The sequence below is a fragment of the Streptomyces coeruleorubidus genome, assembly GCF_028885415.1.
In the GTDB taxonomy this organism is placed as follows: domain Bacteria; phylum Actinomycetota; class Actinomycetes; order Streptomycetales; family Streptomycetaceae; genus Streptomyces; species Streptomyces coeruleorubidus_A.
In genome coordinates, this window is record NZ_CP118527.1 from 9,068,297 (window position 1) to 9,082,041 (window position 13,745).

13 protein-coding genes are annotated in these 13,745 nt (G+C 70.1%); 8 read left to right on the plus strand and 5 right to left on the minus strand.

Going from position 1 to position 13,745, the window contains the following annotated elements; translation table 11 throughout:
• Nucleotides 1–191: 191 nt before the first annotated feature.
• The 5 genes from PV963_RS41690 to PV963_RS41710 all read left to right on the plus strand — a co-directional run bounded on the left by PV963_RS41690 (nucleotide 192) and on the right by PV963_RS41710 (nucleotide 5,312).
• Nucleotides 192–1,280: an S-(hydroxymethyl)mycothiol dehydrogenase gene (locus PV963_RS41690; RefSeq protein WP_274821631.1), complete on the plus strand. Its 1,089-nt coding sequence runs from the start codon at nucleotides 192–194 to the stop codon at nucleotides 1,278–1,280.
• Nucleotides 1,280–1,915, plus strand: coding sequence for an MBL fold metallo-hydrolase (locus PV963_RS41695; protein ID WP_274821632.1), 636 nt, complete (start codon nucleotides 1,280–1,282; stop codon nucleotides 1,913–1,915). The genes PV963_RS41690 and PV963_RS41695 overlap by 1 nt, the downstream gene beginning before the upstream one ends.
• 90 nt (nucleotides 1,916–2,005) lie before the next feature.
• Nucleotides 2,006–2,920 carry an SDR family oxidoreductase gene (locus PV963_RS41700; protein ID WP_274821633.1) on the plus strand — a complete coding sequence of 305 codons (915 nt, stop codon included), beginning with the start codon at nucleotides 2,006–2,008 and terminating at the stop codon, nucleotides 2,918–2,920.
• Between the two features lie 706 nt (nucleotides 2,921–3,626).
• Complete coding sequence (locus PV963_RS41705) at nucleotides 3,627–4,412, plus strand: SDR family NAD(P)-dependent oxidoreductase (RefSeq protein ID WP_274821634.1); 786 nt, start codon at nucleotides 3,627–3,629, stop codon at nucleotides 4,410–4,412.
• A 204-nt stretch (nucleotides 4,413–4,616) separates the two neighbouring features.
• A complete protein-coding gene (locus tag PV963_RS41710; RefSeq protein ID WP_274821635.1) occupies nucleotides 4,617–5,312 on the plus strand; it encodes a L,D-transpeptidase family protein in 696 nt (231 codons plus the stop codon).
• A gap of 28 nt (nucleotides 5,313–5,340) precedes the next feature.
• Here PV963_RS41710 and PV963_RS41715 read toward each other — a convergent pair whose 3' ends face one another.
• Genes PV963_RS41715 through PV963_RS41730 form a run of 4 tightly spaced genes read right to left on the minus strand, consistent with a single transcriptional unit; the run spans nucleotide 5,341 to nucleotide 9,839 of the window.
• A complete protein-coding gene (locus PV963_RS41715) occupies nucleotides 5,341–6,540 on the minus strand; it encodes a Gfo/Idh/MocA family protein (RefSeq protein ID WP_274821636.1) in 1,200 nt (399 codons plus the stop codon).
• Between the two features lie 29 nt (nucleotides 6,541–6,569).
• Nucleotides 6,570–7,919: an ABC transporter substrate-binding protein gene (locus tag PV963_RS41720; protein ID WP_274821637.1), complete on the minus strand. Its 1,350-nt coding sequence runs from the start codon at nucleotides 7,917–7,919 to the stop codon at nucleotides 6,570–6,572.
• Between the two features lie 10 nt (nucleotides 7,920–7,929).
• Nucleotides 7,930–8,856 carry a carbohydrate ABC transporter permease gene (locus PV963_RS41725; RefSeq protein ID WP_274821638.1) on the minus strand — a complete coding sequence of 309 codons (927 nt, stop codon included), beginning with the start codon at nucleotides 8,854–8,856 and terminating at the stop codon, nucleotides 7,930–7,932.
• Nucleotides 8,857–8,873: 17 nt separating this feature from the next.
• On the minus strand, nucleotides 8,874–9,839 hold the full coding sequence (locus PV963_RS41730; RefSeq protein WP_274821639.1) for a carbohydrate ABC transporter permease: 966 nt from the start codon (nucleotides 9,837–9,839) through the stop codon (nucleotides 8,874–8,876).
• Between the two features lie 169 nt (nucleotides 9,840–10,008).
• Here PV963_RS41730 and PV963_RS41735 point away from each other — a divergent pair, with 169 nt between their 5' ends.
• From PV963_RS41735 to PV963_RS41745, 3 genes are all read left to right on the plus strand, one after another.
• Nucleotides 10,009–11,169, plus strand: a complete 1,161-nt coding sequence (locus PV963_RS41735) for an ROK family transcriptional regulator (RefSeq protein WP_274821640.1) — start codon at nucleotides 10,009–10,011, stop codon at nucleotides 11,167–11,169.
• Between the two features lie 100 nt (nucleotides 11,170–11,269).
• Nucleotides 11,270–11,455, plus strand: a complete 186-nt coding sequence (locus PV963_RS41740) for a hypothetical protein (protein ID WP_274821641.1) — start codon at nucleotides 11,270–11,272, stop codon at nucleotides 11,453–11,455.
• A 56-nt stretch (nucleotides 11,456–11,511) separates the two neighbouring features.
• Nucleotides 11,512–12,336: an EamA family transporter gene (locus tag PV963_RS41745; RefSeq protein ID WP_274821642.1), complete on the plus strand. Its 825-nt coding sequence runs from the start codon at nucleotides 11,512–11,514 to the stop codon at nucleotides 12,334–12,336.
• 31 nt (nucleotides 12,337–12,367) lie between these two features.
• Here the strand turns inward: PV963_RS41745 and PV963_RS41750 are convergent, their stop codons facing one another.
• Entirely contained in the window at nucleotides 12,368–13,717 is a 1,350-nt protein-coding gene (locus PV963_RS41750; RefSeq protein WP_274821643.1) for a S1 family peptidase, read from the minus strand.
• Nucleotides 13,718–13,745 lie beyond the last annotated feature (28 nt).

The following is a 13,745-nucleotide window of genomic DNA, read 5'->3' on the forward strand; positions in this document are numbered from 1 at the left end:
ATCGCTCCTTCGGCGTCGGGCGGAACGTTCAGATTACGGGGGCCGCAGGGTGCGGTGCCCGGCGTTTTCGAACAGTGTGTGAGCTGGTGATACAGCGCCGCGGGTGGCCGATCAGCATCCCTTGCCGATCAGTCGCGCGTAGGGTCGGGAAGGAAGGCATCCCGGCCGACGAAGCCGACGAAGGAGTCAGCATGGCGCAGGAAGTACGCGGTGTGATCGCACCGGGCAAGGACGAGCCGGTACGGATCGAGACCATCGTCGTGCCCGATCCCGGCCCGGGGGAGGCGGTCGTGCGCGTCCAGGCCTGCGGGGTGTGCCACACCGATCTGCACTACAAGCAGGGTGGCATCAGCGACGACTTCCCCTTCCTGCTCGGCCACGAGGCCGCGGGCGTGGTCGAGGCGGTCGGCGGCGGCGTCACCGACGTGGAACCCGGTGACTTCGTGATCCTCAACTGGCGTGCGGTGTGCGGGAAGTGCCGGGCCTGTCTGCGCGGGCGGCCCTGGTACTGCTTCGACACGCACAACGCCGAGCAGAAGATGACCCTCGCCTCGACCGGTCAGGAGCTCTCCCCGGCCCTCGGCATCGGCGCCTTCGCCGAGAAGACGCTGGTCGCGGCCGGGCAGTGCACCAAGGTCGACCCGGCCGTCGCCCCGCAGGTGGCGGGGCTGCTCGGCTGCGGCGTCATGGCCGGCATCGGCGCCGCGATCAACACCGGGAACGTCGGCCGGGGCGACACGGTCGCCGTCATCGGCTGCGGCGGCGTCGGCGACGCCGCCATCGCCGGCTCCCACCTCGCGGGAGCGGCGAAGATCATCGCCGTCGACATCGACGACCGCAAGCTCGCCACCGCACGGACCATGGGCGCCACCCACACCGTCAACTCGCGCGAGACCGACCCGGTCGAGGCGATCCGCGAACTCACCGGCGGCTTCGGCGCCGACGTCGTCATCGAGGCCGTCGGCCGCCCCGAGACGTACAAGCAGGCCTTCTACGCCCGCGATCTCGCCGGTACGGTCGTCCTGGTCGGCGTGCCCACCCCCGAGATGAAACTCGAACTGCCGCTGCTGGACGTGTTCGGGCGGGGCGGGGCGCTGAAGTCGTCGTGGTACGGCGACTGCCTGCCCTCCCGCGACTTCCCCATGCTGATCGACCTGCACCTGCAAGGCCGCCTGGACCTCGGGGCGTTCGTCACCGAGACCATCCAACTCGACGAGGTGGAGAAGGCGTTCGAGCGGATGCACCACGGCGACGTGCTGCGCTCGGTGGTGGTGCTGTGATGACCCCGCGCGTCGAACACCTCCTCACCTCCGGGCAGTTCAGCCTCGACGGCGGCACCTGGGACGTCGACAACAACGTCTGGATCGTCGGCGACGACCACGAGGCGATCGTCATCGACGCCGCCCACGACGCCGACGCCATCGCCGAGACCGTCGGAGACCGCCGGCTCACGGCCATCGTGTGCACCCACGCCCACAACGACCACATCGACGCCGCCCCCGCCCTCGCCCTCGCCGAGCGCACCGGGGCCACCATCTGGCTGCACCACGACGACCTGCCGCTGTGGAAGCAGACCCACCCGGACCGCGAGCCCGACGCCTGGCTGGTCGGCGGCCAGGTGATCGAGGCCGGCGGCGCCGAGCTGCGGGTCCTGCACACCCCGGGGCACGCGCCCGGCGCGGTGTGCCTGTACGCCCCCGGGCTCGCCACCGTCTTCACCGGGGACACCCTCTTCCAGGGCGGCCCCGGCGCCACCGGCCGGTCCTTCTCGCACTTCCCGACGATCATCGACTCGATCCGCGACCGCCTCCTCACACTGCCGCCCGAGACGAAGGTCCTCACCGGCCACGGAGACTCCACGAGCATCGGCGCGGAGACCCCGCACCTTCAGGAGTGGATCGCCCGCGGCCACTGACGGCGTGTCGTCAGGAAAAGACGACAGAAGATGTCCGGCTTCCCCGTCACCCTGGAGGCGACAAGCAGCCACGGTCACGGGAGGTCGGACATGTCAGCTCCGCTGAAGGGCAAGGTCGCACTGGTCGCCGGTGCGACCCGGGGCGCCGGACGGGGCATCGCGGTGGAGCTCGGCGCGGCCGGCGCCACCGTCTACGTCACCGGACGCACCACACGCGCCCGCCGCTCGGAGTACGACCGGCCCGAGACCATCGAGGACACCGCAGACCTGGTCACCGAGGCCGGCGGGCAGGGCATCGCCGTACCCACCGACCACCTCGACGCGGCGCAGGTCCGCGCCCTGGTGGACCGGATCGCGGACGAGCAGGGCCGCCTCGACGTCCTCGTCAACGACATCTGGGGCGGCGAGAAGCTCTTCGAGTGGGACACCCCGCTGTGGGAGCACGACCTCGACAACGGCCTGCGCCTGCTCCGGCTCGCGGTCGAGACCCACGCGATCACCGGCCACCACGCCCTGCCCCTGCTGCTGCGCAACCCCGGCGGCCTGGTCGTCGAGGTCACCGACGGCACCGCCGACTACAACGCCGACCACTACCGCGTGAACTTCTTCTACGACCTCGCCAAGGCCTCCGTCCTGCGCATGGCCTTCGCCCTCGCCCACGAACTCGGCCCGCGCGGCGCCACCGCCGTCGCCCTCACCCCCGGCTGGCTGCGCTCGGAACTCATGCTGGACGCCTACGGGGTCCGCGAGGACAACTGGCGCGACGCCCTGGAGCGCGTCCCCCACTTCGCCATCTCGGAGACTCCGCGCTACGTGGGCCGGGCCGTGGCCGCGCTCGCCGCCGACCCCGACGTGGCGCGCTGGAACGGCCGCTCCCTCTCCAGCGGCGGCCTCGCCCAGGAGTACGGCTTCACCGACCTCGACGGCAGCCGCCCGGACGCCTGGCGCTACCTCGTCGAGGTGCAGGACGCGGGCAAGCCGGCCGACACGACGGGCTACCGCTGAGTGACTGTTTCCGAACCTGAGTGCTCAGGGCGTGGCGTCCCGGCGCACTCCGTCCCTGCGTAGAAGTGCACCGAGTGGTGGGCACCCGTTGGGTCCTCGGCAAACGCCACTTCATGACCAAAGGCGACGCCAACCCCACCACCGATCCAGATCTGAGACCGGCCGGGGCCGTTTTCGGGCGAGCCGAATACCGCGTCCCCCACCTCGGCAAGCAGCTCCACAACCTCTCCCTACGGCCCGCCAAATGGGTACTCATCTCCATCGCCGGCCTGACCGTTATCGAACAAGCAGTCGTACTGCTCCGAATCAAGCGACGCAAAAGTGGCGTCGTCGTTCCCGTCCGGGTGCCGTGCGCGTTTTCGCGCCGTCGCCCACGCGCGTGAGTCCGCGACTGGACGGTGAGGCGGCAGGGCAGACGGGCATGGGAAGCGCTGAACCGGCGGTGAACAGTCCATCGCGGCTCTGCCGTCCGCGAACGGTTGCTTCCGGCGCCTCCAGGCCCCTCACCACACATCGCCGTGAGCAGTACACGGCGCCCGAGCGGCGGTCGACACCAGCCACCCACCGGGCCCCGCACTCCGGCACTCGACTGACCCGGCCTCGCCCCGGACGGCCGCCAGACGCTTGCGCAGCCGCCGTTCCTTCCGCCACCGCCTGGACCGACACACCGATGAACAGAACACCTCCGGGGCAGTACGGTCGGCCCATGACGGGCACCAGGCGCTTCGAGGGGTACGGGGTTCTCATCACCGGCGGGGCGCGCGGCATCGGCGCCGCCACCGCCCGCCGGTTCGCCCGGGAGGGAGCGCGGGTCCTGGTCGCCGACCAGGACCCGGCCCAGGCCGAGCGGACCGCGCGGGCGCTGCGGGACGAGGGCCTGACCGCCGAGGGGCGCGGGTGCGACGTGGCCGACCGGGGAGCGGTCGAGGCGGCCGTCGCTCACGCCGTCGACACCTTCGGTTCGCTCGACGTGCTGGTCAACAGCGCGGCCCACTGCTCGCCCGACGCGCCCCGCTTCGAGGAGGAGCCGGACGAGTCGTGGGCCCGTGACCTCGACGTCACCCTGACCGGCGCGTACCGCTGCTGCCGTGCCGCCCTGCCGCACCTGGCGGCCTCCGGCCGCGGCGCCGTCGTCTCCATCGGCTCGGTCAACGGCCTCCAGGACTTCGGCAACCACGCCTACAGCGCCGCCAAGGCCGGCCTGGTCTCCCTGACCCGCACCCTCGCCGGGCACGGCGCGGCACGCGGCGTCCGCGTCAACCTCGTGGTACCGGGCACCGTGCGCACCACCGCATGGGAGGGCCGCGACGAGGACCTCGAAGCGGTACGGCGGCTCTACCCCCTGGGCCGGGTCGGCGAACCGGAGGACATCGCCGCGGCCGTCGCCTTCCTCGCCTCGCCCGACGCCGCCTGGATCACCGGCACCGCGCTGGTCGTCGACGGCGGCCTCACGGCGGTCAACACGGGCTTCCACCACGCGCTGCGGCCATAGCCGGGGCTGCCGGGCGGCGCCTCGACAAGGGACCTCCTGCTCGTCGCCTTCGGCTGGCGTCTGCCGCCCGGCCGGCTGAGTGATGAGGTATGTCACCGTTTCGTCGCAGGCTGAAAGCCCGCACAACCCAAGCCCCCGGGCGCCCGTCTAGCTGGCAGGGATCGCAGACCATGTGACCACTTCCGCGAAAGGGCAGGACCAACCATGGGGGACGTACGCAGACGGGGCGCCGTCGTACTCGGGATCACCGGACTGGTGGCACCGCTCACGCTCGCGCTCGGCGCCACGCCGGCCGCGGCCGCGAGCTGCACCGCGAAGACCGGCCCGTACCAGAAGCAGGTGGAGAAGTTCCTGGGCCGTCCGGTCGACGGCAAGCAGTCCGCCGCCGACTGCAAGGCGATCCGCGCCTTCCAGACCAAGCACGGCATCTCCCCGAACGCCGGCTACGCCGGGCCCGTCACCTGGGGGGTGATGGACCTGATGCAGAAGCAGAAGGCCGTAGGGAAGAACCCGAACAAGGACGGCAAGTGCCCGGTGAACAAGGGCCGGATCGCCTGCGTGAACCTGAGCCTCCAGCTGAGCTGGATCCAGGACGGCAAGAAGCTCGTCTACGGCCCCGTCCCGGTCCGCACGGGCCGCGACGGCTACGAGACCCGCACCGGCCTGAAGAAGATCTACTGGCGCAACATCGACCACGTCTCGTCCATCTACGACGTGCCGATGCCCTACGCCCAGTTCTTCGACGGCGGCCAGGCCTTCCACTCGGTCGGCGTCAGCATGTGGAACCCGCCGGGCTCGCACGGCTGCGTCAACATGACCAAGACCGACGCCAAGAAGTACTGGTCGCTGCTGAAGAAGAACGACGACGTCTTCGTGTACGGCCGCAAGCCGGGCACCTGATCCCAGGCACCCGGCTCGCACGACGCCGCTACAGCGGCGCGTCCCCGAAGTCCGGGATCTCCAGCCGTACCCCACCCTGCCGCGCGGACTCGTGCGCGATGATGCCCGGCAGGGTGTAACGGGCGGCCACCCACGCGTTCACCGACGGCAGGGTGCGCGTGTTGACGGCGGTCACGAAGTCGTCCACCAGGAAGTGGTGGCTGCCCTCGTGGCCGTTGTGGAGGTTGTCGAACTCCCTCGGCAGCCGCGCGCGGTCGTGCACGGGAGCCGACCCGGAGGTGAACGCGGCCCGCAGCTCCGGCGCGATGTGCTGGAGCGACGGGTCGTCGGGCGACATGGTGGGCTTGGGTTCCAGCAGTTCGCTGATGTCCTTCACCCCCTGCTTGTCCTGCCACAGGGCGACCGTGGCGAGCTGCTCCATGCTGGCCTCGGTGCCGAAGAAGCGGAAACGCGACTCCCGTATGTGCGAGGGGTAGCCGACCCGCCGGAACTCGTTGGTACGGAACGAGCCGCCGCCCGCCACCTCGAACAGCGCGGTGGCGTTGGAGAAGTCGTTGCCGAACTGGCTGACCTCCTTGTCGAAGACACCGTCGCCCCGGTCGTCGACGACACCGATCGCCGACACGCTGACCGCGTGCGTCTTCCAGGCGCCCAGCACCCCGCCGACCGCGTGCGTCGGGTACAGCAGCGGGGGATAGCTGGCGGTTGCCTTCCAGTTCTCGCCGCCGCTGTACTGGTAGGCCTCGTAGAACCCCAGGTCCATGTCGTGGACGTAGTCGCCCTCGGCGTAGAACAGCCGACCGAAGGCGCCCTCGGCGATCTGGTTGCGGGCGTGGACCGTCGCCGGGTTGTACTCGCTGGTCTCGCCCATCATGTACGTCAGCCCGGTGGCCTTGACCGCGTCGATGATCGCCGCGATCTCCTCCGTGCTGATCGCCATGGGGACCGCGGAGTACACGTGCTTGCCGGCATTGAGACCCTGGAGCACCAGCGGCCCGTGCGTCCACCGCTGCGTGAAGATCGCGACGGCGTCGACGTCCTCCGATTCCAGCATGGCCTGGTACGACGGGAAGGTGCCCGCCAGCCCCTGGGCGGCGGCGAGTTGCTCGGCCCTCTCGGGCAGCAGATCGGTGACGTAGACGGCGCTGACGCCGGGGTGGGCCTGGAACAGTGTGGCGAACTGGCCCGAGAACTGTCCGGCGCCGACGATGCCGATGGAGAACGTCATGTAAGGCATGCCCTTCACTGGTCGGGGGATCACTGCGAAAGGATGAGGTTGATCTGTTCGTTGGTCTCGTCGAGGCTGCTGACCGGCTTGCCGTTGCCGTAGATGTCCTCCATCGCCGGCGACATCAGCGCCGTCATGTCCGCCGAGTAGCTGGCGATCGGGTAGGAGAAGGTCCGGAAGTTCTTCTTGTCGGCCACGGGCTTCGTGAACGACGAGACGTCGATGCCCTTCTTCCGGTACGCGGCGACGGCGGCCTCGGTCCCGGCCTTCGTCGCGGGGAAGACGACGCCGTAACTACCGACGACCTTCTGGCACTCGTCCGAGGCCAGATACGCCACCCACTTCTTGGCGCCCTCCTTGTTCTTGGAGGCCTTGGTGACGGAGTCGGCGAGGCCGTTCATCATGGTGGCGCGCTTGCCGGTCGGGCCGACCGGCGTCAGGGCGGTCTTGATGTCCCGGCCCTTGAAGCCCGCGTACGAGGAGATCATCCAGGCCCCGTCGAACGCGGTGGCGGCCTTGCCCGCCGCGACCTGGGTGTTCGCCTGGTTGGACTGGACGTTGTAGTCGGACAGGGGCGGCATGTAGCCCTTCTTCGCCAGGCCGAAGTACCACTTGATGACCGACTGGAAGGTTTTGCTGTCGTACTGGTACTTCGTGCCCCAGCGCGGCTTGTCCAGGTAACTCCAACCGGCGGAGGCGGCGAAGTTGCTCCACTGGGTCTGGCCGTCGCCGAAGCCGCCGCCGTTGCTGGCGATGCCGTACACCTTGACGTTGTTCTTGTCGAAGCCCGGCTCATCGCCCCGCTTGCCGTTCCTGTCGATCGTGAGGTGGGCGATGGCCTTCTCGAAGGTGCCGCCGTCCTCGGGGTTCCAGGCGAGGCTGTTGAGCTGCTCGGCGGTGAGGCCGGCGTCCTTCGTCATCTTCGAGTTGTAGAACAGCGCGACGGTGTCCCAGTCCTTGGGAGCGCCGTAGCGGTGGCCGTCCTTCCCGATCCAGTTGGCGGCGAGGCCCGGCTGGTAGTCGGAGTCCTTGATGCCGAGGTCGTCGAGCGGTTCGAGGACCTTCAGGTCGGCGTACTGGCCGAAGTTCTGGATGTGGTCGGTGAACACGTCCGGCTGGGTGCCGGCGATGAACCCGGCGGTGAGCTTGGTCCAGTAGTCGCTCCAGCCCAACTGGGTGATCTTGACCTTCAGCCCGGGGTTCTCCTTCTCGAACCCCTTGGCGCAGGCCTGGTAGGCGGGCAGTTGGTTGGCGTCCCACAGCCAGTACGTGACCGTGTTCGCGGAGGATCCGGCGGCGCCCTGCTGCGCGCATCCGCTGACCAGGGACAGCGCCAGTGCTCCGGTCACCGCGACGAGCGTACGCAGACGAATTCGCATCACAGTCCCCTTACTTGATCCCGGTGAAGCCGATGGAGCTGACGATGCGGCGCGCGAAGCAGGCGAACAGCACCAGCATCGGCAGCGCGGCGATCAGCGTCGCCGCCATGAGCCCGGACCAGTCGACGCCGGTCGCCGGGGTCTGCGCCCGGAAGATCGCCAGCGCCACGGTCAGCACGCGCGAGCTGTCGCTGTAGGAGACCATCAGCGGCCAGAAGTAGTCGTTCCAGGAGGTGATGTACGTCAGCACGCCCAGCGTGACGATCGGCGTGGACGCCATCGGCAGCACCACCCGGAAGAAGATCTTGACCTTCCCGGCGCCGTCCAGCAGCGCGGCCTCCTCGACCTCACGCGGGATGTTCATGAAGAACTGCCGCAGGAAGAACACCGCGAACGGCGCCATGAACATGGTGGGCAGCGCGATGCCGAGGAGCGTGTCCACCAGGTGCAGTTGCTTGATGAGCACGAAGTTCGGCAGCAGCGTGAAGATGGTCGGCACCATCATCCCGGCCAGGAACAGCCCGAACACCGCGTCCCGGCCGCGCCAGCGCAACCGCGAGAAGGCGTACGCGGCCATCGCGGAGAAGAAGAGCTGACAGCCGGTGATCAGGGTCGAGACCAGCACCGAGTTGAGCAGATAGCGCCAGAAGTCGAGCCCGCCGCCCGCACCGCCCTGCGCGACGGCCTCCTCGGCCGACTGCATGCCCAGGGCGCGTTCGAAGCCGCTGGTGGTGAGGTCGACGGGCAGGGGGTTGGTCGGATCGGCGTTCAGTCCCGCGTTGGTGGACAGGGCGGTGCGCAGGATCCAGTAGAACGGCAGCAGGGTGATGAGGACGATCAGCCCCATCACGGTCCAGGCGGCGGCCCGCCCGAAGGGGAACCTGCGCCGCCGGACCGGTCGCAGGGTCGTCGACGTCGTTGTCGTCACGGCAGCCATGCCGGTGTCTCCCTTCGTCAACCGAGGTCGGTCCGGCCGGCCCGGGTGAGCCGGTACTGGAGGATGGTGATGGCGCTCAGCACGATGAGCAGGGCGACGGACATGGCCGAGGCGTAGCCGAACTGGAAGCGCCCGAAGGCGGAGCCGTAGATGTAGTACTGGAGCACGTTGGTCGCGTTCGCCGGACCGCCCGCGGTGGTCACGGCCACGGTGTCGAACACCTGGAACGACCCGATCACCGTCATGATGAGCACGACCGCGAGCACCGGCCGCAGCAGCGGCATGGTGATCCGCCAGAACATCCGCCACTCGCTCGCGCCGTCCACCCGGGCCGCCTCGTACATGTCGTTCGGGATCGCCTGGAGACCGGCGAACAGCAGCAGCGCGGTGTATCCGACGTGCCGCCACACGTTGATGAGCGCGATCGTCGGTATCGCCCAGGTCTCGTCGGCGAGGAACGGGATGCGGTCGGCGCCGAGGGCGCTGATGATCTCGTTGCCGATGCCGAGCTGGGTGTCGAGGATCCAGAGCCAGACCAGACCGGCGACGACGTTCGACATCAGGTACGGCGTGAGCACGATGCCGCGCAGCATCGCCGATTGCGTCAGCCGCTGGAGGAGGACGGCGATGGCGAGCGCCGCGACCGTCTGGACGCCGATGTTGATGACGACGTACTCGACGGTGACCGTCAACGAGTCCCAGAAGATGGGGTCGTTGACCATGCGGACGTAGTTGTCCAGGCCCACCCACTCCGCCGGTGTCAGCAGGTTGAAGCGGGTGAAGCTCAGGTAGATGCCCCGCAGCGTCGGCCAGAGCAGGAAGACGAGGAAGCCGAGCAGCGCCGGCGCGATGAAGACCGCGGCCAGCCGTCCGTCACCCCGCCTCTCACCCCCCTCCGTCCGTCGTGTCCTGGGCTTGCTGCGGGCCTCCGCTGCGCCGCCCGCGGGCAGACGCGACGGAGGGCTGCTGGAGGCGATGGTCATCGGGAGACTCCCTCGCTGCGGCGGCTCGTCCTCTGGCGGGACTTACTTTTGGTGCGAAACAATTGCGGCGTCAAGAGGGGTGCAAACATCTTTTCGCAGGAACCACCATCGCCTTAGAGTGGTCATGTTGGTTTCAGCGCGAAAAAAAGGCGAGGGGAGTCGGACCGACATGACCGCAGGCGTCGCCGGCTGGCCGCCGCTGAGCCCGGGGGAGCGCTCGGTGGCGATCGAGGTGCTCGTGCACGGCCCGCTCTCGCGCACCGAGCTCGCCCGCAGGCTGGGACTGTCGGCCGGCAGCCTCACCCGGCTGACCAAGCCGCTGATCGAATCGGGCCTGCTGGTCGAGGTGGCCGAGGCGGGAGCGCCGGCGGAGGCCCGCCAGGGCCGCCCTTCGACACCGCTGGACGTCGTCGCCCACTCCTGGTCCTTTCTCGGCTTCAAGATCACCGAGGACATGGTCTACGGCGTCGTCACCACGCTCAGAAGCGACATCGTCGCCCGCCACGACCGTCCGCTCACCACCCACGACCCCGCCGAAGTCGCCGATGTGCTCGGGGAGATGACCGCCGAGCTGACCCGCGACCACCCCCGGCTCGCCGGGATCGGCATCGGGGTCGGCGGTTTCGTCCAGGACCGCGCCGTCGTCGGCGAGTCCCCCTTCCTGCTGTGGCGGGACGTTCCGCTGGCCGAACTCGTCGAGGAGCGCGCCGGGCTGCCCGTGGTCGTCGAGAACGACGTCGCCGCCCTGGTCGAGGCCGAGACCTGGTTCGGCGCCGGACGCGGCCTGGACCGCTTCGTCGTCCTCACCATCGGGGCCGGCATCGGCTACGGACTCGTCCTGGGCGGCAAGCGGGTGCCCTGCGCCGAGGAGGACCGCGGCTTCGGCCGCCACTGGATCGTGGACCCCACCGGCCCGCTCACCCCGGACGGCCGGCGCGGCAGTGCCGTCTCGCTGCTGACCATCCCCAACATCCGCTACCAGGTCCAGGCCGCCACCGGCCGCGACCGGACGTACGAGGAGATCCTCGCGGCGGCCGCCGCCGGGGACCCGATGCCCGCCCGGGTCGTCGACGAGGCCGCACGCGCCCTGGGCACGCTCGTCGCGCAGATCTCCAACTTCGTGATGCCGCAGAAGATCCTGCTCGCGGGGGAGGGGGTCGGGCTGATGGACGTGGCGGGCGAGACGGTCGAGGAGACCGTCCGTGACAACCGGCACCCCCTGGCAACCCCGGTCGAACTGGAGACGAAAGTGTCCGACTTTCACGACTGGGCACGCGGCGCGGCCGTCCTGGCCATCAAGGTGCTGGTGCTGGGATCGGCCGAAGCGTGAACAGGCTCACGTTTACTGGGAGATGGACGTGATCAGCAACACTGTCCGGAATGACCGTTTAGCTCACGATTACTCACATCGTCTTCACCTGCGGCGACGTATGCTTCACAGCATGTCCACCACTGTTGAATCCTCTTCCCAGCGAACGGCTGACGAGGTCAACGAGGAGATCCGGGCCCTGTGGCGCCGGTCGGGCGGGACACTGAGCGTCGAGCAGCGCGAGGAGTACCAGCGGCTCGTCCTGGAGTGGGCCGCCGCGGTCCCGCAGTCCGCGCCCGCGGCCTGAGCGTCAGCCAGGGCCGCTGACGCATCGGACCCTCGTCCCGGGGCACCCCTGATCCAATGGGTGCCCTTCTCGCACTTTCGTCAGCCGTCGTCTACGGCATCGTCGACTTCGCCGGCGGCCTGCTGTCCCGGCACACCCACCACGCCGCCGTCACCTTCCTCGGACAGCTCGGCGGGCTGCTGCCAGCCTGCGCCGCCGCGATCCTCCTGCCCGCCGACGCCGTCCACACCGCCGACCTGCTGTGGGGCGCGCTGTCGGGCGTCGGCAGCGGCGTCGCCATGCGGTTCCTCAACCGCGGGCTGAGCCGGGGAGCGATGAGCGTCGTCGTGCCCGTGAGCGCCGTCACGGGCGTCGCGCTGTCGGTGCTGTGCGGGGTGCTCGTCCTCGGCGACCGCCCGGGGACTCTGGCCTGGATGGGCATCGCCGTGACCGTCCCCGCCCTGTGGTTCGTCTCCGGAGGCGGGGGCGGCGCGGGCAAGGGGACGGCGGACGGGCTGCTCGCCAGCGCGGGCGTGGCCGTGCAGTACCTCGCCCTCGGCCAGGCCGACCCCGCGAGCGGGCTGTGGCCCGTCGCCGCGGGCCGTGTAGCCGCGGTCCTCGTCCTCCTGCCGGACGCCGCCCGCCACGCCCGCCGGCTGAAGCTGGCGCCGGGCCGCAGCGTCCAGGCCCTGCTCATCGGGGCCGGTGCGGCGCTCGGCCTCGTGCTGTATCTGCTCGCCGCACAGCGCCAGTTGCTGGCCGTCGCCGTCGTCCTCGCCTCCCTCTACCCGGCCCTGCCCGTCGTCCTCGGTCTCGCCCTCCTGCACGAGCGGATCAGCCGACGCCAGGCGCTGGGGCTGCTGGGGGCGGGGGTGGCGACGGTACTGCTCACACTGGGCTGACCAGGACACGAGCAGCACTCCCGGTACCGACTCAGCCCCAAGTGGCCGAGTAGTACTGCCGATACGCCTTGCGGTCCTGCTCCGCGCGGATCCAGCGGGTCGCCACCAGGGCGACGATGCTGCCCGCGATGACCAGCAGGCCGGGGCCCACGTTGCGCGGGTCGGTGAGGCGGGTCAGCAGGCCCGACACGTCCTCGCCCGTGACCGGCGCCGACGAGCCCGGCGAGGCGGCGCCCTGTGAGGCCGACGGCGCGGGGGCGGCGCCGGTGCCGCCACCGGCCTGCTTGGCCACGATCAGCTTGACCCCCAGCTCGGTCAGCGCCTTCGTCACCGGCTGGAAGAACGTCGTACCGCCCGCCGCGCAGTCCCCGCTGCCGCCCGACGTCACACCGAGCGCGATGCCGTCGGCGAACATCGGGCCGCCGCTGTCACCCGGTTCGGCGCACACGTTCGTCTCGATGAGTCCGGTGACCGTGCCCTCGGGGTAGTTGACCGTCGCGTTCAGCGCGGTCACCTCCCCCTCGCGCAGCCCGCTCGTGCTGCCGCTGCGGAAGATCTTCTGCCCGACCTCCGGATCGGCCACGCCCGTGATCCGCACGCCCTTGCCGTCACCGACCGCCACGACGTCCGCACCCTCGCCCGCGCGACCGCTGTCGTACTTCACCAGGGAGTAGTCGTCGCCGGGGAAGCTCCCCCGGAGCGACGTGCCGACCTGTTCCCGGCCCCGGTCGTCGGCGAACCAGACGGAACCGTCGGGACCGCAGTGCCCGGCCGTGAGGATGAAGTCGGTCTTCCCGTCGGTCACGTTGAAGCCCGCCGAACAGCGCCCGGCGGTCGACAGGATGGGCTGCGCGCCGTTGACCCGCGTCGTGAACGTGCCCTCGGTGCGCTCCATGCGCACGAAGCCGCCGATGCCCTCCGCGACGTCGGTCAGCCGGGACCAGTCGGAGGCGGAGACGGTGCTGTCGCCCCGTACCACGACCTCGTTGCTCTTGTAGTCCAGGGCCCAGGCGGTGCCGGGCACGCGGGGCGCCGAACGCAGCGTCGCCGTGGCGGACTTGAGGTCGCTCATGCTGTGGCGCACCATCTTCGCCTGCGCGCCGGCGCGCTCCACCTCGTCGGCCGCCTGCTCGTCCGTGACCGCGACGACCGGCCGGCCGGCGGAGTCGACCCAGCTGCCCGCCGTACGGGAGGTGCCGAGCCGGGACACGAGGTCGGTGCCCATGCTCGTGGCCGGCTGCGCCGAGTACGGGACCCCGATCGTTGGGTCCGGGGGCTCGCTCGCCACGGCGCGTGTGACCATCGCTCCTCCGAGGAGGAGTCCGCCGACGGCCGCCAGCCGTGTCACTCGCCGGACGACCCGTCGTCGTGCGTGCCTCATGCATGGCTCCCGAACCCGAACATCACAG